The organism is Rhodopseudomonas pseudopalustris, from assembly GCF_900110435.1.
GTDB classification, from domain to species: Bacteria; Pseudomonadota; Alphaproteobacteria; order Rhizobiales; family Xanthobacteraceae; genus Rhodopseudomonas; species Rhodopseudomonas pseudopalustris.
In genome coordinates this window covers 77,353-102,126 of the sequence record NZ_FODT01000013.1, presented here as the reverse complement: position 1 = coordinate 102,126, position 24,774 = coordinate 77,353, and the positions used below count along the sequence as shown (strand labels likewise).

Annotated in this window: 27 protein-coding genes; 12 read left to right on the top strand and 15 right to left on the bottom strand. The window is 65.4% G+C overall.

Annotation, left to right across the window (positions count from 1 at the left end):
- Positions 1-354 precede the first annotated feature (354 nt).
- A complete protein-coding gene (locus BMY71_RS21100) occupies positions 355-558 on the bottom strand; it encodes a light-harvesting protein (RefSeq protein WP_011504273.1) in 204 nt (67 codons plus the stop codon).
- 12 nt (positions 559-570) lie between these two features.
- On the bottom strand, positions 571-726 hold the full coding sequence (gene pufB, locus BMY71_RS21095) for a light-harvesting antenna LH1, beta subunit (RefSeq protein ID WP_011440233.1): 156 nt from the start codon (positions 724-726) through the stop codon (positions 571-573).
- Between the two features lie 516 nt (positions 727-1,242).
- Here pufB and BMY71_RS21090 point away from each other — a divergent pair.
- On the top strand, positions 1,243-1,875 hold the full coding sequence (locus BMY71_RS21090; protein ID WP_041805452.1) for a class I SAM-dependent methyltransferase: 633 nt from the start codon (positions 1,243-1,245) through the stop codon (positions 1,873-1,875).
- Between the two features lie 36 nt (positions 1,876-1,911).
- On the opposite strand, the gene BMY71_RS21085 is transcribed toward BMY71_RS21090, so the two are convergent.
- Entirely contained in the window at positions 1,912-2,181 is a 270-nt protein-coding gene (locus BMY71_RS21085) for a hypothetical protein (protein ID WP_175557744.1), read from the bottom strand.
- Between the two features lie 176 nt (positions 2,182-2,357).
- Here BMY71_RS21085 and BMY71_RS24555 point away from each other — a divergent pair, with 176 nt between their 5' ends.
- A complete protein-coding gene (locus BMY71_RS24555) occupies positions 2,358-2,582 on the top strand; it encodes a hypothetical protein (protein WP_139202707.1) in 225 nt (74 codons plus the stop codon).
- Positions 2,583-2,641: 59 nt separating this feature from the next.
- On the opposite strand, the gene BMY71_RS21080 is transcribed toward BMY71_RS24555, so the two are convergent.
- Positions 2,642-3,754: a branched-chain amino acid aminotransferase gene (locus BMY71_RS21080; protein WP_092686051.1), complete on the bottom strand. Its 1,113-nt coding sequence runs from the start codon at positions 3,752-3,754 to the stop codon at positions 2,642-2,644.
- Between the two features lie 250 nt (positions 3,755-4,004).
- Between BMY71_RS21080 and BMY71_RS21075 the strand changes: the two genes are divergently transcribed.
- The 3 genes from BMY71_RS21075 to BMY71_RS21065 are packed head-to-tail and all read left to right on the top strand — an operon-like array spanning position 4,005 to position 6,678.
- The gene (locus BMY71_RS21075; RefSeq protein WP_092686050.1) at positions 4,005-4,562 is read left to right on the top strand and encodes a MarR family winged helix-turn-helix transcriptional regulator; all 558 of its coding nucleotides are present in this window, start codon (positions 4,005-4,007) and stop codon (positions 4,560-4,562) included.
- On the top strand, positions 4,559-5,284 hold the full coding sequence (locus BMY71_RS21070) for a response regulator (protein ID WP_011504267.1): 726 nt from the start codon (positions 4,559-4,561) through the stop codon (positions 5,282-5,284). The genes BMY71_RS21075 and BMY71_RS21070 overlap by 4 nt, the downstream gene beginning before the upstream one ends.
- Before the next feature lie 5 nt (positions 5,285-5,289).
- Positions 5,290-6,678 (top strand): ATP-binding protein, encoded by a 1,389-nt coding sequence (locus BMY71_RS21065; protein ID WP_092686049.1) that lies wholly within the window; start codon positions 5,290-5,292, stop codon positions 6,676-6,678.
- A 48-nt stretch (positions 6,679-6,726) separates the two neighbouring features.
- On the opposite strand, the gene proC is transcribed toward BMY71_RS21065, so the two are convergent.
- Together proC and BMY71_RS21055 are read right to left on the bottom strand one after the other, a co-directional pair.
- Positions 6,727-7,572: a pyrroline-5-carboxylate reductase gene (proC, locus tag BMY71_RS21060; RefSeq protein WP_092686048.1), complete on the bottom strand. Its 846-nt coding sequence runs from the start codon at positions 7,570-7,572 to the stop codon at positions 6,727-6,729.
- 117 nt (positions 7,573-7,689) lie between these two features.
- Positions 7,690-8,190: a type III secretion system chaperone family protein gene (locus BMY71_RS21055; protein WP_041805450.1), complete on the bottom strand. Its 501-nt coding sequence runs from the start codon at positions 8,188-8,190 to the stop codon at positions 7,690-7,692.
- A 354-nt stretch (positions 8,191-8,544) separates the two neighbouring features.
- Here BMY71_RS21055 and BMY71_RS21050 point away from each other — a divergent pair, with 354 nt between their 5' ends.
- Positions 8,545-9,078 carry a 6,7-dimethyl-8-ribityllumazine synthase gene (locus BMY71_RS21050; RefSeq protein ID WP_092686047.1) on the top strand — a complete coding sequence of 178 codons (534 nt, stop codon included), beginning with the start codon at positions 8,545-8,547 and terminating at the stop codon, positions 9,076-9,078.
- 242 nt (positions 9,079-9,320) lie between these two features.
- On the opposite strand, the gene BMY71_RS21045 is transcribed toward BMY71_RS21050, so the two are convergent.
- The 6 genes from BMY71_RS21045 to BMY71_RS21020 form a co-directional block, all read right to left on the bottom strand.
- Positions 9,321-10,274, bottom strand: a complete 954-nt coding sequence (locus BMY71_RS21045) for a ribose-phosphate pyrophosphokinase (protein ID WP_011504262.1) — start codon at positions 10,272-10,274, stop codon at positions 9,321-9,323.
- A gap of 156 nt (positions 10,275-10,430) precedes the next feature.
- Complete coding sequence (locus BMY71_RS21040; protein WP_092686046.1) at positions 10,431-11,057, bottom strand: hypothetical protein; 627 nt, start codon at positions 11,055-11,057, stop codon at positions 10,431-10,433.
- A gap of 244 nt (positions 11,058-11,301) precedes the next feature.
- On the bottom strand, positions 11,302-12,069 hold the full coding sequence (pgeF, locus tag BMY71_RS21035; protein WP_092686045.1) for a peptidoglycan editing factor PgeF: 768 nt from the start codon (positions 12,067-12,069) through the stop codon (positions 11,302-11,304).
- Positions 12,066-13,136, bottom strand: coding sequence for a class I SAM-dependent methyltransferase (locus BMY71_RS21030; RefSeq protein WP_092686082.1), 1,071 nt, complete (start codon positions 13,134-13,136; stop codon positions 12,066-12,068). Before BMY71_RS21030 ends, pgeF begins: the two co-directional genes overlap by 4 nt.
- Positions 13,137-13,192: 56 nt before the next feature.
- The gene (gene lgt, locus BMY71_RS21025; RefSeq protein WP_092686044.1) at positions 13,193-14,059 is read right to left on the bottom strand and encodes a prolipoprotein diacylglyceryl transferase; all 867 of its coding nucleotides are present in this window, start codon (positions 14,057-14,059) and stop codon (positions 13,193-13,195) included.
- Positions 14,060-14,077: 18 nt separating this feature from the next.
- A complete protein-coding gene (locus tag BMY71_RS21020; protein ID WP_092686043.1) occupies positions 14,078-14,812 on the bottom strand; it encodes a dienelactone hydrolase family protein in 735 nt (244 codons plus the stop codon).
- Between the two features lie 186 nt (positions 14,813-14,998).
- Here BMY71_RS21020 and BMY71_RS21015 point away from each other — a divergent pair, with 186 nt between their 5' ends.
- Entirely contained in the window at positions 14,999-15,277 is a 279-nt protein-coding gene (locus BMY71_RS21015) for an accessory factor UbiK family protein (RefSeq protein ID WP_011504256.1), read from the top strand.
- A 101-nt stretch (positions 15,278-15,378) separates the two neighbouring features.
- Here BMY71_RS21015 and BMY71_RS21010 read toward each other — a convergent pair whose 3' ends face one another.
- Complete coding sequence (locus BMY71_RS21010) at positions 15,379-16,887, bottom strand: AMP-binding protein (RefSeq protein WP_092686042.1); 1,509 nt, start codon at positions 16,885-16,887, stop codon at positions 15,379-15,381.
- 352 nt (positions 16,888-17,239) lie between these two features.
- On the opposite strand from BMY71_RS21010, the gene BMY71_RS21005 reads away from it, so the two are divergent.
- From BMY71_RS21005 to BMY71_RS25045, 5 genes are read left to right on the top strand one after another with little or no spacing between them, the layout of a single operon-like run.
- Positions 17,240-18,463: a hypothetical protein gene (locus BMY71_RS21005; protein WP_092686041.1), complete on the top strand. Its 1,224-nt coding sequence runs from the start codon at positions 17,240-17,242 to the stop codon at positions 18,461-18,463.
- 19 nt (positions 18,464-18,482) lie between these two features.
- Positions 18,483-19,064: a hypothetical protein gene (locus BMY71_RS21000; protein WP_092686040.1), complete on the top strand. Its 582-nt coding sequence runs from the start codon at positions 18,483-18,485 to the stop codon at positions 19,062-19,064.
- 4 nt (positions 19,065-19,068) lie between these two features.
- Positions 19,069-19,461, top strand: a complete 393-nt coding sequence (locus BMY71_RS20995) for a phage holin family protein (RefSeq protein ID WP_092686039.1) — start codon at positions 19,069-19,071, stop codon at positions 19,459-19,461.
- Complete coding sequence (locus tag BMY71_RS20990) at positions 19,458-20,186, top strand: hypothetical protein (RefSeq protein ID WP_244526128.1); 729 nt, start codon at positions 19,458-19,460, stop codon at positions 20,184-20,186. The genes BMY71_RS20995 and BMY71_RS20990 overlap by 4 nt, the downstream gene beginning before the upstream one ends.
- A 4-nt stretch (positions 20,187-20,190) precedes the next feature.
- Positions 20,191-20,349, top strand: a complete 159-nt coding sequence (locus tag BMY71_RS25045; protein ID WP_175557743.1) for a hypothetical protein — start codon at positions 20,191-20,193, stop codon at positions 20,347-20,349.
- 103 nt (positions 20,350-20,452) lie between these two features.
- On the opposite strand, the gene BMY71_RS20985 is transcribed toward BMY71_RS25045, so the two are convergent.
- Together BMY71_RS20985 and BMY71_RS20980 are read right to left on the bottom strand one after the other, a co-directional pair.
- Positions 20,453-21,382, bottom strand: a complete 930-nt coding sequence (locus BMY71_RS20985) for a response regulator (RefSeq protein WP_092686037.1) — start codon at positions 21,380-21,382, stop codon at positions 20,453-20,455.
- Positions 21,372-24,740 carry an ATP-binding protein gene (locus BMY71_RS20980; protein ID WP_092686036.1) on the bottom strand — a complete coding sequence of 1,123 codons (3,369 nt, stop codon included), beginning with the start codon at positions 24,738-24,740 and terminating at the stop codon, positions 21,372-21,374. Before BMY71_RS20980 ends, BMY71_RS20985 begins: the two co-directional genes overlap by 11 nt.
- Positions 24,741-24,774 lie beyond the last annotated feature (34 nt).

Below are 24,774 nucleotides of genomic sequence, written 5' to 3'. Positions count from 1 at the left end.
AGAGTCCCGTGTTCGCAAAGATGAGAATCGATCAAAGAAAAACACCACTCGGCGCGCGCCCGGTCATCATCGTGTCGCACAGCCCTCGCTGCGAGTCTGGAGGTGTTCCAGACGGCGCGAAGCGATCGGTGCGGTCACGATCAAGGCGGTGATGATGAAGCGGTGGGGTGACGAAGGCGAGGCGATGACGAGGACAAGGCGGCGAGGATGAACACGGTGTGTTCGATCGGCGGCGGTGCCGTGGCGTGGGGTGGACGCGCCGCGCCGCAATCGCGATCCTCAAAACGCACAACGCCCGCCGAGGTCCCCAAGGGGCCGCGGCGGGCGTTGGCTATTATGTCGAAGTAAGAGAGCTTACTTCTTGGCCGGAGCAGCGGCCGGGGCCGGAGCGGCCGGCGCGGCGGCAACAGCGCTGCCACCCTGCCAGTACTTCGGGAACCAGGCGGTGTTGTTGAGCACCGCGGTGTGCACCAGGATCGCGATCACGGTGACGCTGCCGAGCAGCAGCGGAAGACCAACGGTCGGGCTGACGACGGTCCAGATTCTGCCTTGATTCATGATCGATCTCCCTTAGTGCAGCCAGGGCGAATAAACATACGCCAGGAAATGCGCCACGATCGCGATCGCGCCGAAGATGCGCGTGCCGTCGATCACATGCTTGTGGATCTCTTCCGATTCCGCGATCGTCAGACCGGTCGGCCAGACCTTGTTGGGATCGTCTGCCATAGGTAACCTCCTCAGAGAATTAATAAACTTCGTGCTGAACCCGCACGCGAGTGCCGCTAGCAGCGACCGGGCCGAACTCGCCTGCCGACCACCACGGCTGCCCCCTCAGGCCTCGCCACGCAGTCGACCGGGCACCTCACCCCGGTTGAGACCTCCGCCCCGGACCTCCTCCAGCGTTGCTGGTCAGGTGCCGATCACGGCGTTCTCTCGCGTAGTCAAATTATCGTGACAGTCTACTTTGTCAACTTGACATGACACTAATCAATGTCCGGTTCATGCCGGACAGCGAGGCGCCAAATTGGTGCGTGGGTGGGGATCCCAGCAAGCCGGGGGCGCCGCGCTGTCGGCCGTCGTCTCGCGGCGCAGCCGCAGCCGTTCGGCAGATTAACGCGTGCAGCCTCCTATGACCGTAGCGAACTGCCCGGCTGCAGGCCTTTTGAGCGAAATCAAGCGACATGTCACCGCCGAGCCAATAGCGTATCACCAACACGGGGCCATTCAGTCGGTAGGCCGGCGATGCCATTCTCTTGGGTGCGAAACCTTCTGACGGGGCGCGACAGCAGCCCTCACGGCAGCGTCGATTGGGACGCCAAATACGGCACCGAAACAGGTTCGGGCGTCGATCTCGAGCAACTCACCATTCGCCACGACGCCCGTCGGTACGGCGAGCGCTACCAGGCGAGCGATCCGCGTGTCCTGCAGGATTCGATCAAATACATCGGTCTCGACCCGCGCGGTTACCGCTTCGTCGATCTGGGATGCGGCAAAGGCCGGATGCTGATCGTCGCCGCCGAGCTCGGATTTCAATCCTGCGTCGGCGTCGAGTTCGCCGACGAACTGGCGCGTTCGGCCAAACAGAATGTCGCGGCCTCCGGCTTCAAGACCATCGGCGTCGTCCATGGCGATGCCGGCAACTACGCGTTCAAGGACGAGCCCTTCGTGCTGTACATGTTCAATCCGTTCTCGACGCCGATCATGGAGCGTGTGCGCGACAATCTGCTCAAACTGAAGCGCGCGAATTACTGCGTCATCTACAAGAACGCCCGCGAGCGGCACATCTTCGACGCGATGACGACGCTCCGCTACCGCGGCTCGCCCCCGCCGCACCGCGGGCTGTGGGGCACCCATGTCTGGGTGCCGAAGGGGTGACGGCATCCGCCGCCGGGCAGGCGCCCCCCGATCTCTTCAGAACCTGAGCGCCGCGGCCAGCGGCAGCAGCCGATAGGCGAGCGCAACGGTGAGCACGATCGCAGCCCAGATCAGCGCATGATGCAGCCATTCGCCGCTCTTAGCGCCGCGCAGAAACCCGTGCCCGAGATAGAGAGCCAACGCCGAGAGCGCGGCGACGCTCACCACGGTCGCGGAGTCGAACAATCCGCCGTCATAGGCGGCGTCGTTCACGATCGCCGCCGCGCCGCCGACCAGCACGATCGCGATGAGAAGCCAGACAAACATCCGGGAAGTGTCGGCCGCGACGCGCGGCGCTGTCAATCCGCCGCCTAGCCGCGGGTCTGAACGTCACGACACCAAGGGGCGCGTTGCCGGTACGCTGGTCTCGGGAGAGGTGTGGCGCCTGCGGGCGCGGCCAGACCTGCCTCGCAGCATCAGGAAGTTTCGATGAGCACAGCCGAATGATTAGACTCACTGCCAACCGGGCCGGCGCGCACAAACACTGCCCGCTGAAGCGCTGCCGCCGCGGTCGATCCTGCCGCAGTCTGATCGCCTGCGTGGTGCTGCGGATCGACGAGCCGACCGACGCGCAGCGCGAGGTGATCGACCATGTCTACGAGCACATTCAACGTAGCCGGATGCACGCGGCGAAAGCGGCGCGCAGGGACAGCGAGAGCACGGCGTGAGCGCGTTGCCCCGCCGTGCTCCTTCGGTGTTCGTCGATGCGGCCGATCCGGCGCGTCGACTACGCGACGTTCCTGATCCAGTTGTGCGGATCGGGCGCGCGGCCGTACTGGATGTCGACGAGCTGCTTGCGCAATCCCATCGCGACCGGGCCGGCGGCGCCGCCATTGATGCTGAAATCGCCGCTGGCCGAGCGCACCTGGCCGATCGGCGAGATCACCGCGGCCGTGCCGCAGGCGAAGGCCTCTTTCAGCCTGCCGCTGGCGGCGTCGGCGCGCCATTGCTCGATCGTGTAGGGCTCCTCGCGCACCTGCGCGCCCGACGCCTTCGCCAGCGCGATGATCGAGTCGCGGGTGATGCCGGGCAGAATGGTGCCGAGCGGCGGCGTCGACAGCGAGCCGTCGTCGAACACGAAGAACACGTTCATGCCGCCGAGCTCCTCGATGTAACGCCGCTCGAGCGCGTCGAGGAACACAACCTGGTCGCAGCCGCGCTCGATCGCCTCGGCCTGCGCGCGCAAGGACGCGGCGTAGTTGCCGCCGCATTTGACGCTGCCGGTGCCGCCGATCGCTGCGCGCGTGTAGTTCTCCGACACCCAGATCGACACCGGCGCGGGCCCGCCCTTGAAGTAGGAGCCGACCGGCGACGCGATCACCGCGAAGATGTATTCCGCCGACGGCTTGACGCCGAGGAAGACCTCGTTGGCGATCATGAAGGGCCGCAGATAGAGGCTGCCTTCGCCGCCCGGAATCCAGTCGCGGTCGGCGCGCACCAGCTGTTCGACCGCCTCGATGAACACCGGCTCGGGCAGCTGCGCCATCGCCATGCGGTCGGCCGAATTGCGGAAGCGCCGCGCATTGGCGTCGGGGCGGAACAGGTTCACGCCGCCGTCGTCGCGCTTATAGGCCTTGAGGCCCTCGAAGATCTCCTGCGCGTAGTGCAGCACGGCGGTGGCCGGATCGAGTGGGAAATTCGCCCGGGCCTCGATTCGCGCGCCATGCCAGCCCTTGGCCTGGTCGTAGCGGACGATCGCCATGTGATCGGTGAACACCCGGCCGAAGCCCGGATTGGCGAGCTTTGCCGTGCGATCCGTTGCGGACGTCGGATTTGCAGCGGGCTGGATGTCGAAATTCAGCCAGACCGAGCCGTCGACCGCGTCGAACGAGATTCCCATGGACCTATCTCCTGGACCGGCACGCCTACAGGTGGCCGTGATTGTGGTTCTCCGTCCCGGCCCCGCCGGGAGACTTGTTTTGGCGGAATCCGCGAACTCCGCTATGTTTCGGCCAAGCCGTCCGACATTCGCATGCATGCCGCCCTGCCGCATCTGGTTATCAGGCTGCGCGGGGAAGGGTCGCAAGCGGAATAGTCGAATATTTCGTCTTGGTCGCCGGTTTTGTAACATAACAACCAGATATGTCAACATGACTGACATAAATTTCAAAAGCCCTGTCAGCGGCGAGGGCGTGCCGAGCGCGAGGCCGGGCGACGCGTCGTCTGCCGCGTCGGCGCGATGGGACATTATTGAACTGCTGTTCTTCGCCTATCGTGATTTCGTCGGCGACGCCGACCATGTGCTGGAGGCGTTCGGTTTCGGCCGCGCGCATCACCGGGTGGTGCATTTCGTCTGCCGCTATCCCGGGCTGAAGGTCGCAGACCTGCTCGACGTGCTTCGCATCACCAAGCAGTCGCTCGGGCGGGTTCTGAAACAGCTGCTGGACGAGGGCTACATCGTGCAGAAGGCCGGCGACAGCGACCGTCGCCAGCGCCTTCTTTTCGCCACCGCAAAGGGCGAGGCGCTGGTGGTCAAGCTCGCCGGCCTGCAGACCGACCGCATCGAGCGCGCGCTGTGCGGTCTCGGTGCGGACGAAGCGAAGGCAGTGAGCAAGTTCCTGCGCGCCATGATCGACCGCGATGATCCGGATAAGGTGCTCCAGACCATTCTGCAGTCGGACAGCGCCATTGCGAAGGATGTCACGTGATCCAGCTAGCAGCATTGGCGAAGAAGCCGGTCCGGCCCGCCGACGATGCACCGCATCTTCTGTTGGTCGACGACGACCGCCGTATCCGCGACCTGCTGTCGCGTTTTCTCGCCAGTGAAGGCTATCGCGTCACAACGGCGCAAAGCGTCCGCGACGCCCGCGCCAAGCTCGCCGGCCTGAATTTCGATCTGTTGATCCTCGACGTGATGATGCCGGGCGAGACAGGGTTCGATCTGGCGCGCTCGATCCGCGTCGATTCCGACGTGCCGATTGTGATGCTGACGGCGCGGCACGAGGCCGAGGCGCGGATCGAGGGCCTTCAGCTCGGCGCCGACGATTATGTCGCCAAACCGTTCGAGCCGCGCGAATTGCTGCTGCGGATCTGCAACATCCTCAAGCGCACCTCGCCGGCGCCGGCGACCAAGGCTGAGACCATCGCTTTCGGTCCCTACCTGTTTCACATCGAGCGCGGTGAATTGCGCCAAGGCGAGGAGATCGTCCATCTTACCGACCGCGAGCGCGACATGCTGCGCGTGTTGGCCGCCGCGCCCGGCGAGACGGTGCCGCGCGGCGAACTGACCGGCGGCGGCGGCAACGCCAACGAGCGCGCGGTCGATGTGCAGATCAACCGGCTGCGCCGCAAGATCGAGCGCGATCCGGCCAACCCGCTGTTCCTGCAGGCGGTCCGCGGCATCGGCTATCGACTTGTCGCCGCGCCCTGATCCGGATGAGCACGCTCGACAATGGTCTGACGCTGATCCGCTCCGCATCGCGGCGGGTGTCGGCGGCCAATGGATGGCTGGGGCAGCGCTTCAACGACTTCATGCCGAAGGGGCTCTACGCCCGCGCGTTGCTGATCATGATCGTGCCGATGGTGGTGCTGCAATCGGTGATCGCCTTCGTGTTCATGGAGCGGCACTGGAACACGGTGACGCAGCGGCTGTCGGCGGCGGTGGTGCAGGACATTGCGGCGCTGATCGACGTCTATAAGAGCTACCCCCAGGACAAGGATAGCGCGGCGCTGCGCCGGATCGCGCAGAACCGGCTCGGGCTGGTGGTCGACTTTCTCGGCCCGAATGAAATGCCGCCGCCCGGGCCGAAGCCGTTCTTCTCGCTGCTCGACCAGTCGATCTCGAAACAGATCGGCCGCCAGATCGCGCGGCCGTTCTGGATCGACTCCGTCGGTCGCTCCAATCTCGTCGAAATCCGCATCCAGCTCGACGACGCGGTGATGCGGGTATTTGCGCTGCGCAGCGCCGCCTACGCCTCGAATTCGGAGATCTTCCTGGTGTGGATGGTCGGCACCTCGACCGTGCTGCTGATCGTGGCGGTGCTGTTTCTGCGCAACCAGATCCGGCCGGTCCTGCGGCTCGCCGACGCCGCCGAGAGCTTCGGCAAGGGCCGCGACGCGCCGAACTTCAAGCCGCGCGGGGCACGAGAGGTGCGGCGCGCGGCCTACGCCTTCATCGAGATGAAGAGCCGGGTCGAGCGCGCGATGGAGCAGCGTACCGCGATGCTGGCCGGCGTCAGCCACGATCTGCGCACCATTCTGACCCGCTTCAAGCTCGAGCTCGAACTGATCGGCGACGCGCCGGAGACGGAGGGGATGCGCAAGGACGTCGACGAAATGTCTGCGATGCTCGAGGCATATCTGGCGTTCGCGCGCGGCGACAGCGGCGAGCGGGCGCAGCCGACCGACATGCCGGCGGCGCTAGAGGAGTTGCGCAGCGACGCCGAGCGCCACGGCCACGCCGCCACTGCGGCTTTCAGCGGTCAGCCGGTTGTGACGGTGAAACCGGCGTCGTTCAAACGCTGCCTCGCCAATCTGGTGTCGAATGCCGCGCGCCACGCCGACGCCATCGCCATCACAGGACAGCGCGATCACCGTTATCTCACGGTGATGATTGACGACGACGGCCCCGGCATTCCGACGGCGATGCGCGAGGAAGTGTTCAAGCCGTTCCTCCGGCTCGACGACGCCCGCAACCAGGACGAAGGCGGCAGTGGCCTCGGCCTCGCCATCGCCCGCGACATCGCGCGCTCGCATGGCGGCGACATCACGCTGGGCGACAGCCCGATGGGCGGCCTGCGCGCGACGGTGCGGGTGCCGGTGTAGTTATTGCGCCGAGCACGGCGCGCTCCCGCTTGCGGGGAGGGAAGGCGCTTACTTCGCCAGTTCTTTCGATCGCTTCGCCGCCGCGGCCACCGCGCGGGTCATCAGCGGGCGGAGGCCGTCATCGGCCATCAGCACGTCGAGCGCGGCGGCGGTGGTGCCGCCGGGGGAGGTGACGTTTTTGCGCAGCGTGGCGGCGTCGAGCTCGGAACGGTGCAACAGTTCACCGCTGCCGGCGACGGTGGCGCGCGCCAGCGTCATCGCGAGTTGTTCTGGCAAGCCGGCCGCGACGCCGGCGTGCGCCAGTTCCTCCGCGAGCAGGAACACATAGGCTGGACCCGAGCCCGAGACGGCGGTGACCGCGTCGATCAGGCCCTCGTCCTCGACCCATTCCACCGCACCGGTGGCGCGCAGCAGCGCGTCGGCGGTCGCGCGCTGCGCCGCGGTGACATCGGAATCGGCGACTGCGACCGTGATGCCGCGGCCGATCGCGGCCGGCGTGTTCGGCATCGCGCGGACGATCCGGCCGCCGATCTGCGCCGAGAGCGTCGCGATCGGGATGCCGGCCATCACCGACACCACCAGCGTCGATCGATCAGCGTAACCGCGCAACACCTCGGCGGCGCCGGAAAAAGTCTGCGGCTTCACCGCGACCACCATCGTCGACACCGCGCCAACATCGGCGGCGGAGGCGTTGATGCGGACGCCGCGGGCGGTCAGCGCGCGGATCTCGTTGGAGGGCTGCGGGTCGATCACCACCACGTCGCCGGCGTCGAGCCCTTGCGCCAGCCAGCCGGCGAGCAGCGCGCCGCCCATCTTGCCGGCGCCGGCGAGCACGATATTGCCGCCGAGCTGTTGCAGGGCGGGTGACTTCGAAGCGTTGGCCATGGCGAGCATCCATCGCGCGCCGCGACGGCGGCGCGTTCTCGCAGGCGTTTTATGGGAACAGAGAGGGCGTCACAAGCGCTCGGCGCGAACCCGCGCCATGCAGGATCGTCCGCCGCGCGCGGTGGATCAGGCTTCGCCTTCGGTGTCGAACATCGCAGCAGACATCGCCTCGGCTGCCGTCTTGCCGGCCCACACCGTGAACTGGATCGCCGGATAGTAGCGCTCGCAGGCGTGGATCGCGCTGATCAGCATGGTCTCGCACTGCGCGTTGGTCGCCGACAAACCGCCCGGCAGCACCAGCGCCTGCCGGTACATGATCGTACCGGTTTGTGTCCATATATCGAAGTGGCCGACCCAGAGCTGCTCGTTGATCGCCGCGATCAACCGCTGGGTTTCGCCGCGCCGCGCGGAGGGGACCTTCATATCGAAGGCGCAGGCCAGATGCAGCGCCTCGATCTCGCTCATCCAGGTGAAAGACAGCGTATAATCGGTCCACTGCCCTTTCGCCGTGATGGTGATTTCGTCTTCGCCGGATCGCTCGAACACCAGATCGTTCGACGCCGCGATGTCTTCGACCGCCGCGAGCGGGTTGTTCGGGGAATCGAAGATGCCTTCGAGCATGGCCATGCCGTCTCGACTTTCAGTTTGGATGTGCCTGATACGCATGTGGCAGGCCGGTACGCGCCTGTGCCCGGTGGATCGTTGCAAATGTGTGATCCGGACGAACCGAGGTTGCAGAGATGAAATGATGTGATTTGCAGAATCCGTGCAATCCCGAGGCTGTCCCATCCACAGCCAAACGGCGGCCCGTCCACAGTTCGATCATAGGAGCGGAGAACAAAACGGAATCGGATTCGCCTCGGCCGAGTCCGGCGGTTGGATTTCACCTGTCGCGAGTCGGGCGGCGCGCCGTTAACCTTTGATTCGACGGCGCACGCTGGTAGCCTGAGGCTTAATCCAAAGCAGCAGACGAGTGCCCCGATGACCGACAGTGTGACCGATCCCGCCGAAGCGCCGGCGTCTCCGACCGCCGCAGCGCATCCGCGGTTCGCGCGGCCGCAACGCGTCGCCTTCGTGCAGTCGGCCTGGCACCACGACGTCGTCGCGGAATGTTGGGAGGCGTTCGCGCGCGAGATCGTGACACGCGGCATCGTCGCTTCGCAGGTTGATCTGTTCGAAGTGCCGGGCTCGTTCGAAATTCCGCTGCATGTGCAGACCCTCGCGAAGACGCGGCGCTATACGGCGATCGTTGCCGCGGGTCTCGTGGTCGATGGCGGGCTCACCGGCTTCGTCGCCGAAACGGTGATCAAGGCGCTGATGGAGGTGCAACTCCGCACCGAGGTGCCGGTGTTCTCGGCGGTGGCCACGCCGCAATCGTTTGAAAGTGGCGATGCGCAGATCGCGTTCTTCAAGCAGCACTTCGCCGCCAAGGGAGCGGAAGTCGCGCACGCCTGCGCTGACACTTTGCTCAGCCTCGAGCGCCTCCGCGGCCAGGTCGCGGCGGGGATCGTGTGAGTCGCCGCGCTGCGCAGCGCATGACGGCGTTCGATCTGTCGCAAGCCCTCTCCACCGTCATTCCGGGGCGCGCGGCAAAGCTGCGCGAACCCGGAATCCATAGCCCCTGTGTCCGCTATTCGGCAAAGCGGGGCGAACGCCATGCCTGACCGATGACACGGTGGTTATGGATTCCGGGTTCGCGCTGACGCGCGCCCCGGAATGACGAACGATAAGGCGATGACGAACGAGAGGAGGAGTGCTCAGTCGAACAGGCTCGACACCGACTCTTCCGACGCGGTGCGGCCGATCGCATCGGCAATCAGCGAAGCGATCGAGAGGGTGCGGATGTTGGCTGCGTTGCAGACCGCATCGGTCGGCTGGATCGAGTCGGTGATCACCAGCTCTTTCAGCTTCGAGGCGTTGATACGGGCGCAGGCGCCGCCGGACAGCACGCCGTGGGTGATGTAGGCGTAGACATCCTTCGCGCCATTGGCGAGCAGCGCGTCGGCGGCGTTCACCAGCGTGCCGCCGGAATCGACGATGTCGTCGATCAGGATGCAGGTGTAGCCCTCGACGTCGCCGATCACGTTCATGACTTCGGATTCACCGGCGCGTTCGCGGCGCTTGTCGATGATCGCGAGCGGCGCGTTGATCCGTTTGGCAAGGCCGCGGGCGCGCACCACGCCGCCGACGTCGGGCGACACCACCGCGACCTTCGACAGGTCGAAGCGGTCCTTGATGTCGCGCACCATCACCGGCGAGGCATAAAGATTATCGGTCGGGATGTCGAAGAAGCCCTGGATCTGACCGGCGTGCAGATCGAGCGTCATGACGCGATCCGCGCCCGCATGGGTGATCAGATTGGCGACCAGCTTGGCCGAGATCGGCGTGCGCGGGCCGGCCTTGCGATCCTGGCGGGCGTAGCCGAAATACGGGATCACCGCGGTGATGCGGCGCGCCGAGGCTCGGCGCAGCGCATCGGTGATGATCAGCAGTTCCATCAGATGGTCGTTGGTCGGAAACGACGTCGACTGGATGATGAAGACGTCGGAGCCGCGGACGTTTTCCTGGATCTCGACGAAGATCTCCATGTCGGCGAAGCGGCGGACGCTGGCTTTCGTCAGCGGCATCCTCAGCCAGTCGGCGATGTCGCGCGCCAGCGCTGGATTGGAATTGCCGGCGACCAGCTTGACGGAGCCGTTCTTGCCCGACATCGACGCGTCTCCCCTCGTCGCGGTGGATACAACGTTCAGCATATCGGTTGACTCACGAAAACGGGCGCTTTTGCGAGCGAGGTGATATCAGCCGGTGGCGTCCGATGGCAACCCGTCGCGGACGGTTTTCTGATGCGGATTCGACATAGGTATCGTTCAGCGCGCGGCGAAACTCAGGGGGCTCGCGGGCGTCTCGTCGTTTGCGGTGCCGCCGGGCTCGGCGCTGGCGATCGCGGGCCCGCGTGCGGACGGTGCGCTCGGCGTAGCCGGGGCAGACGTTGCCGGTTCGGCGGGTGAGCTCCCGTTAACCAAGCCGCTCAGCCCGGTGTAGCCCGCCTGTGCGATCCGGCGCAGCACGGTGTCGTCGGCCTGGCCCCATGCGTCACGGCCGGAACGGCCGGTCGCTTCCTCGCCGGACAGCCGCATCGTGCGCTGCTGGCTGCGGTCGTAGACGTCCCAGACCCAGGCGATGCTGGTGCGGTTGCCACGCACCTGCGCCGACAGATAGCTGCGCACCCGATAGGCGGCGGCGCCTTCGCGCGACACCACCGCGATATTGCGCAGCTTGGATTCGCTGTCGAGCATCGACACCATGCGGTCGAACACCTGCGGCGGCGGGCCGTCGATCGACTCGAACGTCACGGTCGAGCCGCCCGCCGAGGCAAGCGGTCCGGAACCGCCGCCCTCAGCCGTCACGCAGCCGCTCAATCCACCCAGGACTCCCAGCAACAGAACGGCGCGCATCAAGCGCGAGGTGGGCTGGCGGGGAGGATAAGCAGTCATGCGGGTTCCGTCGGAAGGCGCGGCGCAAAGGCCACCGGACGGACGAAGCGATATCGTTAAAATGCGTTAAGGTCTAGGGTGGGGCGACCCCCAGGTTAACGATTGGGGGCCGGTGCCGTTCAAGATTTCTGATATTTTTCAGCGAATTGGCTTGAATTTGGCGGTGACACGGCGGGTCCAATCGTAAACCAGTTTGGTTAATGGCCGTTCACTTTTCCCGGCCGCAGGCCAGCGATTGCGGCGCCTACGACTCCAGCACAATCGCATGGATTTGGCGGCCGTAGTCGGGCTCGCTGCGGTGGACCGAGCGGCGATAGCTGAAGAAGTTCTCGTCGGGGTAGGTGTCGATGCCGGTGTCGTCGATCGTCGCAACGCCGGCATTCGTCAGCCGCATCCGGATGAAGCCGCCGAGGTCGAACATCGCATGGCCGGGACGGGCTGCCGGGATGAAGAACCTCGCATGGCCGGGGTCGACGTCGGTGAAGCGGGCGACGAAGTCGTCGCCGACTTCATAGCTCGGCTGGCGGATCAGCGGCCCAATCGCCGCGATGACCCGGCCGCGCGCGGCGCCGAGGCTTTCCATCGCGTCGAGCGTCGCCTCCAGCACGCCGGTCAGCGCGCCTTTCCAGCCGGCATGGGCGGCGCCGATCACCCGCGCCGTCGGATCGGCGAACAGCACCGGTCCGCAATCCGCGGCGGTGACGCCGAGCGCCAGCCCCGGCGTCGCGGTGACAAGCGCGTCGGCGCGAGGGCGCGAGGCGTTGTCCCACGGCATCTGAGCTACCGCGACGTCGGGCGAATGCACCTGAAAAACAGTGAGGAACCGTTCCGGCGGCACGCCGATCGCCGCCGCCATCCGCCGCCGGTTCTCGGCGACATGCTCAGGGTCATCGTTCGAGCCGATGCCGCCATTGAGGCCGGCATAGATGCCCTGCGAGACGCCGCCCTCGCGGCTGAAGAAAGCATGGCGCAGGCCGGGCACCGCGGCGAGAAGCTTTGAGGCGATCGTCATGCGGGCTGTCCCTCCGCCGCCCGTTCGGCGTCGTCGCTCAGCGCCACCAGCGAGGTGATGTTCGGGTCGGACACGCCGATCACCTTGAACATCGAGCCCATCGCGCCGCGGCCCTCGCCGGTGAGGCGCCGCAGCGCGCCGGAAATGTCTTCCGACACCTGCGGGCTGGCCTTGGCCATCAGCGACAGCGCGCGTGTCTCGATCCCGAGCCGCTTAAGGAATTCGCCCTGCGTCACCGGGCCGTGGAGGCGGGCGCCGACATCCTCGGCGGCGCGTCCGAGCGCCTGGAAATCGACATGGGCGGTGAGGTCGGCGCGTCCGGGGTTCTGCAGCGGATCGGCGAAACTGTGCCGCGCGATCGCCTGGAAGGTGTCGCCGACATCGCTGCGGATGTGGCCGTAATCGATGATCAACGCCGCGCCGCCCTGATCCCGCAGCCGGGTGGCGATGGCCATGATCTCGGCGTCCGAGCGCCATTCGAAAACCGCGCCGGCCGGCGCCATTCGCACCAGATGCGGCAGCAGGATGTCGAAACGCGGGATCGGATCGGGCGCCACGCCGAACACCAGCTCGCCGCTGGCGCTGATCTCGACGACGCGCTCGTGCCAGCCGCTGTCGCGTTTCACCGCCTGATGGATCGGCAGCACGTCGAAATATTCATTGGCGAGGATCACCGCCGGCCCGTCGGGCACATCGGCGAAACTGTCATGCCAATGGATGTTGCGAATGCCGGCCAGTGTCGCCTTCTGCTTCTCGCGCAGCACCGGATTGATTTCGACCAGATGCACGCTGAGGGACTGGTAGAGCGGCGGCAGCACGCGCAGCGCCCGCAGCGCGTCGGCGATCATGGTGCCGCGGCCGGGACCGATCTCGATCAGCCGCAGCACGTCGGGCTCGCCGGTGGCCTTCCAAACTGACGCAGCCCACAGCCCGATCAGTTCGCCGAACATCTGGCTGATTTCGGGCGAGGTGGTGAAGTCGCCCTCGCGGCCGAGCGGATCGCGCGACACGTAATAGCCGTAGTCGGGATGGTTGAGGCAGAGTTCCATGTAGCGCCACACCGGCATTGGACCGGTGGACTTGATCAGTCTTTTGATCTCGACCAGCAGGGGCGAATTGTCGGTCACTTGAGCGCCTCGCCGGGTTTCGTGCTGACGCCGGAAGGCTGCGGGGCGACCGCGCGCCGTCGCGCCCACAACATCACGATGAGGCCGGCAATGACCATCGGCACTGACAGCAACATGCCCATCGTCATGCCGCCCCACAGGAAGCCGAGTTGAGGATCGGGTTCGCGGAAGAACTCGCTGGTGATGCGCGCCAGCCCGTAGAAGGCGAGGAACGCGCCGATGATCAGGCCGGGACGCTTCAACGCACCGGCGCGGATCATCAGCGCCAAGATGACGAACAATGCGAGGCCTTCGAGCCCTGCTTCGTAGAGCTGGCTCGGATGCCGCGGCAGCGGCCCGGCATTGGGAAACGCCATCGCCCATGGCACGCTGGAATCCGCCGGGCGGCCCCACAATTCGCCGTTGATGAAATTGGCGATGCGGCCGAGGAACAGGCCGATCGGCCCCACCGCGCAGGTGATGTCGCCGAGCGAGGCAATCGAAACCTTGTTCTTCCAACCGAACAGGAACACCGCGACCACGCAGCCCATGAAGCCGCCGTGGAACGACATCCCGCCTTTCCACAGCTCGAAAATCTCGGCCGGATGGGCAATGAAGAAGTCGAGATTGTAGAACAGCACATAGCCGGCGCGGCCGCCGAGAATGATGCCGATCGTCACCCATAGGATGAAATCGTCGAACTGGACGGGGGTGACCGGCGCCGGGCCGCCCCAGAGCCGCTCACGCTGCAGCAGCATCCGGGCATACAGCCAGCCGAGCAGGATGCCGCCGATATAGGCCAGCGCGTACCAGCGGATGACGAATGGTCCGATGGCGACTGCCACCGGGTCGAACACAGGAAAGGCGATGGCGAACAACGACATTGTCCGTTTGGATTAGCCTCAAAGTCTGCGTCGGTACAGCGCCAAAAGTCTCTCCCAATGCCGTTCGGCGGCGTGCTTGTCATAAACCGGTCGCATCGGGAAGGCGAAGCCGTGATGGGTGTTGGGATAGACTTCGACTTCGGCGGCGACGCCATCGGCCGACAGCTTCTCGCGCAACGGGCCGATCAACTCCGGCGGCGCCCAGCGGTCGGTCTCGGCGCAGGCGAAATACAGTTCGCCGCTGGCCTTGTGTGCGGTGTGGTGCGGGCTGTCCGGCGCATCGGTCATCAGATGGGTGCCGTAGATCGAGGCTGCGGCCGTGACCCGGTCCGGGAAATTGGCGGCGGCGCTGATCGCATAACGCCCGCTCATGCAATAGCCGACCGCGCCGGCCGGACCCTTGCTGGCCGCTGGCTGCATCGCCGCGAAGTCGAGCAGCGCCTTGGTGTCCTGCATCACCATCGGGATGGTGAGCGAATACATCAATTCGTACATCCGCTTGCGTTCGGGCGCGTCGTCGTCCGGTGGGATCGGGCCGAGCTCGAACACGCCGGCACGATAATATAAGCTCGGCAGCATCACATAATAGCCGCAAGTCCCGAGCCGCCGCGCCATGTCGCGCAGTTCCTCACGGATGCCGGGCGCATCCATGAACAATAGCACCACCGGATGCGGGCCATCGCGCTCCGGATGGGTGATGAAGGTGCTGACGCGGCCGTCAGGGGTGGGGATGTCGATCTGCTGCTCGATCATGCTGACGTCCGGTCCTCTGAACTGGGGCCTTGCGATGCCGCTTGGAACATCGCAAGGAATGCGAAACCTGACAAGGTGGCGGAGCCGCCGGGCGCGGCGGCTTGAAGTGCGGCGCCGCCATCGCCATTGTCTCGACCAGCTTGAGTTTCGACTGCAACCTCGCGCAAGCGACCCGGAGTTTTCGACATGACCCAGACCAACAACCGGATTTTCGACGAGATCGGACGTCTGATGAACGACGCCGCCGGCGCGGCGCAGGGCGTCAAGCGCGAGGTCGACTCGGTGGTGCGCAGCCAGGCGGAAAAGATCCTGCGCGACCTCGACATCGTCAAGCGCGAGGAATTCGAGGCGTTCAAGGACATGGTCCGGCTCGCCCGCGAGGAAAACGAGGCGCTCAAGGCGCGGATCGCAGCGCTCGAAGCCAAGCTCGGCCCGACATCGGAGAATCCGACGTCGGTGGCCTGAAGCCGGCCCGACAGGACCCGAGACGGGTCCTTGAAATGAGCGTCGGGCCAGGACGTTGACCGACCTGGGCCCGACCTTGCGTCCGACGAAATCGGTGCGAGCTAAGCCTGGCCGTGGGCGGACTTGACCGCTGCGCGGTCGATCTCGCCCTTGCCGGTTTTCGGCAGCGCGTCGACGAACACCACCTGTTTCGGCTTCTTGTAGCGCGCGATCAGACCGGCGACGAAGTCGGCCAGCTCGTCGGCGCCGACGCTGTGACCCGGACGGCAGACGCACACCGCCTTGATCGCCTCGCTCCATTGCGGATCGGGCACGCCGATCACGACAGCTTCCGCAATCGCCGGATGCTGGCGGAGCGCGCCTTCGACCTCGGCCGGATAGACGTTCTCTCCGCCGGTCTTGATCAACTCCTTCTCCGGGGCGCGGCCGGCGTAGAACAGATAGCCGTCAGCGTCGAACCGCCCCATGTCGCCGGTATGGTGCCAGCCGTTGCGGAAGGCGTGCTTGGTTGCTGCCTCGTTGTTCCAGTAGCCTTTAAACACGGTTGGACCGCGCAGCACGATCTCGCCGACCTCACCCGCCGGCAGTGGCTTGTCGTCGGCGTCAACCACCGCGACGGTGCGCCAGAACAGTGGCCGCCCGGCAGATTTCGGCCGGTCGCGATACGGTGAGAACGTCGACAGACCCGAGGTCTCGGACTGGCCGAAGGTCGCCCAGAACGTCGCCTGGGGGCACGCTTTCTCGAACCGCTCGATCGTCTCCGGCGTATCGAGGCCGGTGACCGCGCGGAGACTCTTTAATTGTTCCGGCTTGGCCTGATCGAGAACATTGCCGAGCATCGGCGCGAACTCCGCCATCACCGTCACCTGCTCGGCTGCGATATCGCGCGCCGCCTGCGCCGGATCGAATTTCGCCGCGATCACGCTGGCGCCGCCGGCCTGTTGCAGCGTCAGCATCAATCCGAGGCCGGTGACGTGGAACAGCGGCAACATGCCGAGATTGACGTCGCGCTCGCCGAGGCGCCAAGCCTCGATCAGCGAACTCTGCGCGATCAGAAGATTGCCCTGCGAGATCAGCGCGCCGCGCGGCCTGCCGCCGACCGCGGCGGTGTGGATGATGACGAATCCATCGGCCGCAGCGACGTCCGGCGGCGTGAACGCCTCGTCCGATGCAAGCTCGGCGAAGGGCGTGAACGGGGCGGGATCGTTGCCGATCGCGAAGATGCGCCGGACGCTTTCGAGCGACGGCTGCAGCGAGGCCACGATGTCACGATAGTCGGCGCCAGCGATCAACACGACCGGCGCGCCGTCGCCGAGCACAAATCCGATTTCCTCGGCGTTGAGCCGGTAGTTCACCGGCAGCAGGATCGCACCGATCAGGGCGACCGCGCCGATCAGTTCGACCATTTCGGGGCAGTTTTGCGATAGAATTGCAACACGGTCGCCCGGCCGGACATTCTCTCGCAGCAGACCGGCTGCGAGCTTTTCGATCCGTGAGAGGTATTTGCGGTGGGTGACGCGGACGCCGTCGAACACGAAGGCGGTGCGGTCAGAAAACAGCGCCGCGTTACGGCGATAGACGTCGCCCAGGGTGAAGTCGTGAAGCGCCATGCATTTCCCCCGTTTAAAGGCTTCAGCCGCGTGCGCCGGCCGGCCTGATGGTTTGCCTGAAGGCCGATAGGCCGCCCCCGGGAGCCCGCTTTGTAGCGAAGTTCGGCCGGGAAGGGACACCGAAACTTCGCCCCCAACGACCTGCCTGCATCCGCGCCCGCAATGGTTACCGCGCTCCGCCGGCAGCGCCTCCATTCCGGCGTCAATTTCGTCGCATCGACCGCAGCGGCGTCTTCCCCTCGATCCGGCGAAGGCCCATTTGATACGAGGACAAAGTGATGAATGTCCGGGCGCGCTGAGGAACATAGCCAACCTAGCCGAGTTGGACGCTCGCAACTTTTGGAGGTAGCCGATGGCGCACGATGCTCGAACTCTGGATCAGATCCGGCGCGATACGGAACGCGCCCGGGCGGGATTGACCGAAACCGTCGGCGAGCTGCGGGCGACCGTTGCCGACACCGCGAGCGACCTGCGCGAGCGCTATTCGCCGCAGGCGATCAAGGACGATGTCAGCCATTACATCAAGACGCGCGGCGAAGAGATCGCCGACAAGGTCAGTGACACCATCCGCAATAATCCGGTGCAGGCCGTGGCGGTCGGGGCGACGCTGGCCTATCCGCTGTGGAAGATTGTGCGCGCGATTCCGACCCCTGTGTTGATGGTCGGCGCCGGCCTGTATCTGGCCGGCTCGAAGTCCGGCCAGCAATTGACACAGCGCGCGTCTGACGCGGCGGTCGATCTCGCCGGGGACGTCGAGCGTCGGGCCCGCGCGTTCGGCGCCGATGCCGTCGACACCGCCGAAGCCGCAAGGGAATATGCAACCGGCGCGGCGCAGGCTGTGGGCGAGGCCGCCACCAGCCGCGCCAATGAATTCCGTCGCGCCGCGATCTCCACTGCCGCCGATTTGAAGAACAAAGGCGAGCAGTTCGGTCGCAATGTCTCGGCGCAGGTCGATGACCTCGGTCGCACTGCGGCTGCCGCGGGTGGAGCTTTCGCCGGGGAAGTCGACGATGTCGTGGGCCGCGGCGCTGGAATTGCCGGTTCTGTGACCGATACGCTCCGCGACACGGCGGCCTCGGTGCGCGACGCCGCCGCGTCGGTCCGTGACAACGCTGCAGATGCAGCGATGCGGCTGCGCGACAAGGTCAGCGAAACGGCAGATTCCGGGCTCGATGCGGCTGCGCGGGTTCGCGAACGCGCGACCGATATCGGCAATCGCGCTGGCAAGAGCTTCACGGACACCGTGAGCAATCACCCGCTGCTGGTCGCCGGGATCGGCCTCGTTGTCGGCGGTCTGATTGCAAGCGCGATCCCGCGGCTGCGCGCCGAGAGGCAGGTGTTTGGAAATGCCGGCCCGAAGATGCGGGACCAGGCCGAGAACACGATGGCGCGCGGCGTCGAAACGGTGAAGCAGAAGGGACGCGACGTCTATGAAAGCGCGGTCAACGCCGCCGAAGATGAGGGGCTGACGCGCGAGAAGATGGGCGATCAGGTCCGCGACCTCGGCGACCGAGCCCGCAAGGTTGCCGAAGCCGCGGTCTCGACCTTCGAGTCGCCGTCGCAGAACAAGCATTGAGATAGGGCGGAGATCAGTCATGGCCGAACAGATCGAGAAGACAGGGAACGGAGCCGAGGGAGCGCGGTCGCAGCCGCTGAAGTCGGTGAAGAAAGAAGCGCAAAACATCGCCGATCAGGCGGCCGCCGCGGGCCGAGATATCAAGGACCGCGTGGTCGGCCTCGCCGAGGATTCGGTCGACGCCGCGCGCGCCAAGGCCGAAGATCTGGCCGGGGCCGCCAGGGAGTTCCCGTCCGAAGCCGGCGAGACGATCAAGGAGCGCGCCAATTCGCAGCGCGAGGCCGGAGCCGACTACATTGGCGGCATCGCCGATGCGATCCGCCGCGCGTCGCGCGAATTCGACAACGATATGCCGATCGCCGGCGTCTATATGCGCAAGGCGGCGGCGAAGGTCGAGGACATCTCCGACACCGTGCAGCGCGGCGATATTTCGGAACTGGTGAAGGGCGTGCAGGATTTCGCCCGCCGCCAGCCGACCGCATTCCTCGGTCTCGCCGTGCTTGCGGGCTTCGGTGCTGTCCGGTTCCTGAAGAGCTCGTCGTCCGCCGGCGATCAGTCATATCGCGCGGCGTCGCGGGACGATCGCGACGATCGGAGCTGATGCGATGACGACACCAAGTAATCGCTCGATCCCGGAGCTGTTCGGCGACGCGTTCAACCAATTCGCCAAGCTGATCAACAACGAGTTCGATCTCGCCCGCGCCGAAATGGCCGACAAGGTCGGTCAGGCCGGACGCGCGGCGGCGATGATGGGCGCGGGGGCGGTGATCCTGATCCCAGGACTTGTGATGTTGCTGTTCGCGCTCGCAGCCGTGCTGATCGAGAACGGGTTCTCGCAATCGATCGCCTATTTGATCACCGGCGGCGGCACCGTGGTTATCGCGGCGGCGTTGATCGGCATTGGTCTCAGCCGACTGTCCCCCGAGGCGCTCACGCCGAACATCACGATCGAGCAATTGCAGCGCGACAAGGTCGCGGCAAAGGAGATGGTCAAGTGAACGATCGATCCCACCAGGGCAAAGTGATGCCGTTTATCAACGATCTCGGCGATGCGATGCGGCGCAATCCGGTCTCGACCGCGCTGATCGGCATGGGCGTCTTGTGGCTGTTCACCGGCGGCAGAGTCAGGGAAGGCGCGTCAAAGTTGGCGAACAGCGACTCGTTCGATCGCGTGAGCGATGTGGCGTCCGACGTTATCGGCGCCGGGCGGGCTGCGATGCACGACGTCAGCGACCGGGTCAGTGACCGCTTCGCCGACGTCAGCGATCGTGTCGGCCACGCGGTACATGCCGTGCGTGGCACCGGTGCGGCAGCGCTCGACCAAGCGAGCGATCTGGGCCGCCAGATTCCGGACGCTGGGACCGAGTTGCTCGGCGCGGCGCGGTCGCGTCTGACCGATCTGTTCAACGAGCAGCCGCTGATGCTCGGCGCGCTCGGCGTCGCGATCGGCGCTGGAATTGCGGCCTCGCTGCCGTCGACGAGCGTGGAAGCCGAGTTGTTCGGCGAAAGCAGCGACGAGTTCAAGGCGCAGGCCCGCGGCTTCGTGGATCGCGCCAGCGAGCGCGCCGGCGCGGTCGCGCGCGATGCCGTCAGCGCCGCGACCGAGGAAGCGCGTCGTCAGGGGCTGACGCCCGAGGGTGTGATGACCGCCGTCAACGACGTCGGCAACAAGGTCAAGCGTGCGGCCGATGTCGCGGCCGAGGAGAACCTCCGATTGGAGTGATGTGATGTCTGATGACAAAGCGCCCGATGACCGGCCTGGTGACGCAATGAAGAGCGGCACCAAAGAGCCTTGGAAGAAGCCGAACCAGAGTTCGCAGACGACCAGCCAGCCGCCTCCGGACAAGCCGGATCTCGAACGTTGGCAAGACACCAAAACCCACTGAGACCGCAGCTCGTGCTGATATCGAACCAAACAGCTCGCTCCGCGGGCTCAAGGCCGAGGCTCCGGCGTCGTGCTGCGATTGAGGTGGTCAGCGCGCCACACGACTATGAATCGCGCCTGCTGGCGTTGGTGGCGATTGCCGCCGCGGCTGTTCGGTTCTCCACGCCGAGCTTGGCGTAGATTTGCTCGAGATGCTTGTCGACGGTGCGCGGGCTGAGCCCCAGGATCTGCGCGATGTCGCGATTGGTCTTGCCCTTGCTCAACCATGCCAGCACTTCGCTCTCGCGGCTGGTGAGGCCGAATTCGGTTGCGAATTCCCTCGGCGAGTCGGCCGACGTGTCGCGCGCCAGCCGCAGCAGGAATTCGTTTGGCCCGAGCTTACCCATGTATTGCAGCCGCAGTTCGTCATTGCGCAGCAATGACGCTTTCATCGGCGTCTTGGGTTGCGCGAGGCCGCTGTGCAACTGCTCCAGCCAATCCAGCCACGGCTTCGGCAGATCGAGCCGGAAGCCCTCCGTCGAAACGCCGTCGGCGGCGAGCAACTTCTGCGCCTGCGGCGTCGCCCACAGCACCTTGCCGAGACGATCGACCGCGAGCAGGAAGCGCCCCGAGACGTCGAGCGCGGCGCGGGCGCTCTGGCTCAGCCGCGCATTGCCGAGATGCACGCGGATCCGCGCCAGCATTTCGGCGATGACGATCGGCTTGGTGACGTAGTCGACGCCGCCGGCCTCGAGGCCGCGGACGATGTGCTCGCTCTCCGTGAGGCCGGTCATGAAGATCACCGGTACGTCGGAGACGCCGGGATTGCGCTTCAGCCTGCGGCAGGTCTCGAAGCCGTCGAGGCCCGGCATCATCGCGTCGAGCAGGATGATGTCCGGCGTGATCTGCTCGACGATCCGCATCGCCGCGGCGCCGTCGAGCGCCACCATCACGGTCATGCCGGCGCCGTCGAGCGCATCGGTCAGCATCCGCAGCGTCTCCGGAGAGTCGTCGACGACGAGAACGATATCGCGCTTCTTCAGGTCATTGGTCATGGCGATACAGCGTGTTCAGGGTCTTCATGTACTGGTCAAGGTCGAATTGTTCGACCAGCGCGCGCATCTGAGACACGAACAGCCCTGACTCCGGATAGTCGTTGTTGATCTGATCGAGTTTCGACTCGATGCCGCGGATGTAGCCGATCTTGCCGAGTTCGATCAATTCCTCGACATGCTGCATCGGCGGACTCTGAAACTCGCCGGTGAAGTCGAGCGTCTCCTGAGCTTCGCCTTTGTGAATCCACTCCAGCTTGAGCAATTGTCCGATCTGTTCGAGCAGCCGAGGGATGTCGACCGGCTTCATCAGATAGCCGTCGTGGTATGGCTGCGCCAGCGGGGCGCCATGGGCCTCGATAGCGCTGGCCGAGACCATCAGGATGCGTGCGTAGTGATGTCCGTTGGTCCGCAGCGTTTCAGCGACGGTCCAGCCGTCTATTCCGGCCATCGAGATGTCGAGCAGAAACAGATCGGGCTGGCAGTGTTCGGCGAGGCTGATGCAGGTGTAGCCGTCGGGCGCGCTCAGCACGATGAAGCCGATCGGCGCCAGCAGTTCCTGCAGCAGATTACGCTGGGCCGGATCGTCGTCGGTGATCAGAATGGTTTTGCGCGGGCCGTGATAGCCGAGGATCGGCGCGCGGATCGCGCGGCTGCGGGTCGGGTTGGTGACTTCAGACAGCAGCAGTTTGACGCGGAACGTGGAGCCCTGGCCGAGCGCGCTGGTGACGCTGAGGTCGCCACCCATCACGCCGGCGAGCAATTTGCTGATCGTCAGGCCGAGGCCGGTGCCGGTGTGCGGCTGTGATACGCCGAGCGCGCCGCGCTCGAACGGCGCGAAGATCCGTTCGAGATCGTCGGCGTGGATGCCCGGCCCGGTGTCGCGCACTTCGAGTTCGGCCACCGGGTTGCGATAGTGCACGATGAAATGCACGCTGCCGCTCTGGGTGAACTTGATCGCGTTGGACAGCAGGTTGATCAGCACCTGGCGCAGCCGCTTTTCGTCGGCATAGACCACCGGCGGCAGATATTGCGGGCGCTTGAAGACGAACTCGACATCCTTGGCCGCAGCCTGCAGCCGGAACATGCCGACGAGCTGGTCGAGGAATTCGCCCAGCCGCACCTCGTCGCGCGACAGATACAACCGCCCGGCCTCGATCTTGGAAATGTCGAGCAATCCGTCGATCAGGCCGGAGAGGTGATCGGCGCTGCGCCGCATTAGCCGGATCTGGTCGCGCGGTCGCGGCGGCAGGCTGCTGTCCTGCTCGAGCAACTGCGCGTAGCCGCTGATCGCATTCAGCGGTGAGCGCAACTCATGGCTGAGCCCGACCACATAGCGGCTCTTGGCGAGATTGGCGGATTCCGCGACCTCCTTGGCGCGCTGCAACTCGGCGTCGGTCTGGCGGTGCGCATCGATCTCCTGCATCAGCAAAGTGGTTTGCCGCCGCGTCTCGGCCTCGGCAGCCTGACGACTCTGCCGCGCCAGCACGAACAACCAGGTCACCACGCCCACGATGATGGTGAGTGCGAAGAACAGCTTCCAGAGAATGTCCCACAGCACGATCTGCTGCGCCTCGGTCGCGGGCGAGGTCTGCAAATAGATCATCATCAGCGTCAGCCCGACCAGCCCGGCCGACACCATGAACACGCTGAGATAATGTCCGACCTGGGAATTGATCAGCGCATGCACGCGCCGCGGCAGAACTTTGCCGAGCGCGTCGGTGAACTGCGCGTCGAACCGCGCGTGCGGCTTGCACAGATCATGGCAGCGTGCGTCGAGCGAGCAGCACAGCGAGCAGATCGGTCCCGCATAAGCGGGGCAAGACGCCATGTCCTCAGGCTCGAACGAATGTTCGCAGATACAGCAATTGATCGCCGGCAGGTTTTGCCACGAGCGCTTCTGCTTGCGGGCGATGTAGAATCGCCCGCGCGTCAGGATGGCGATGACCGGCGCGGTGACGACGGCCGTCAGCAGCGCAACGAATGGCGCCAGCGCCTTGGCGGTCGGCCCGAATACGCCGTAGAACGCGGCGATCGAAATCACCGTGGCGATCGCCATCGAGCCGACGCCGACCGGGTTGATGTCGTAGAGATGCGCGCGTTTGAACTCCATATGCCGCGGCCGCAGGCCGAGCGGCCGGTTGATGACGAGGTCAGCGACCAGCGCGCCGACCCAGGCGATCGCGACGTTGGAGTACAGCGCCAGCGTTTGCTCCAATGCCTTGTAGACGCCGATCTCCATCAGCAGCAGGGCGACCAGCACGTTGAACACCAGCCAGACGACGCGGCCGGGATGGCTGTGGGTGAGCCGCGAAAAGAAGTTCGACCAGGCGATCGAGCCCGCATAGGCGTTGGTGACGTTGATCTTGATCTGCGAGAGCATCACGAACGCGCCGGTCAACGCCAACGCAAGTTCCGGTTGCGACAGCACGTAGCGGAACGCCTCGCGATACATGTGCGACGGCTCGGCCGCATTCTCCGGCTCGATGCCGTGGCTCAGTGCGAAATAGGCGAGGAAGGAGCCGGCCAGCAGCTTGATTGCGCCCGGCACGATCCAGCCCGGTCCGGCGCAGACCATCGCGGTCCACCACGCCGCTTTCGAGGTGTGGCGGTCACGCGGCAGGAAGCGCAGAAAATCGACTTGTTCGCCGATCTGCGCCACCAGCGAGAATACGACCGAAGCCGCGGTGCCGAACAGCAGCAGGTCGAGATGTCCTGCAGGATCGCCGTGCGCACCGGCGAAATTCGTCCAGCCGACGAAGGATTCCGGGCTCTTAATGGCGATCGCCGCGAACGGCAGGATGTGAAGCAAGATCCAGAACGGCTGGGTCCAGAGCTGGAATCGGCTGATCAACGTGATGCCGTGCGTCACCAGCGGAATGATCACCACCGCGCTGAACAAATAACCCAGCGGCAGCGGCAAACCGAAACACAGCTCCAGCGCGGTCGCGAGAATAACGGCTTCGATCGCGAAGAAGATGAATGTAAATGAGGCATAGATCAGCGATGTGACCGTCGATCCGATGTAGCCGAATCCGGCGCCGCGCGTAAGCAAGTCTATATCGACGCCACATCTGGCTGCATGATAGGCAATCGGCAGGCCGCAGCAGAAAATGATCGCGCTGACCACCAGGATCGCGGTGGTGGCGTTGGCGAAGCCGTAGTTCAGCGTGATGGTGCCGCCGATCGCTTCCAGCGCGAGGAAGGAAATCGCGCCGAGCGCCGTATTGGCGACCCGCAACGCCGACCAGCGTCGCGCGCTCTTCGCGGTGAAACGCAGCGCATAATCTTCGAGTGTCTGGTTGGCGACCCATTGATTGTACTGGCGCCGCACGCGGTCTATGCGCTGTCGCCCAACCACCCGCTTCTCCTCGTTGTCACGCTCCCATGCGTGA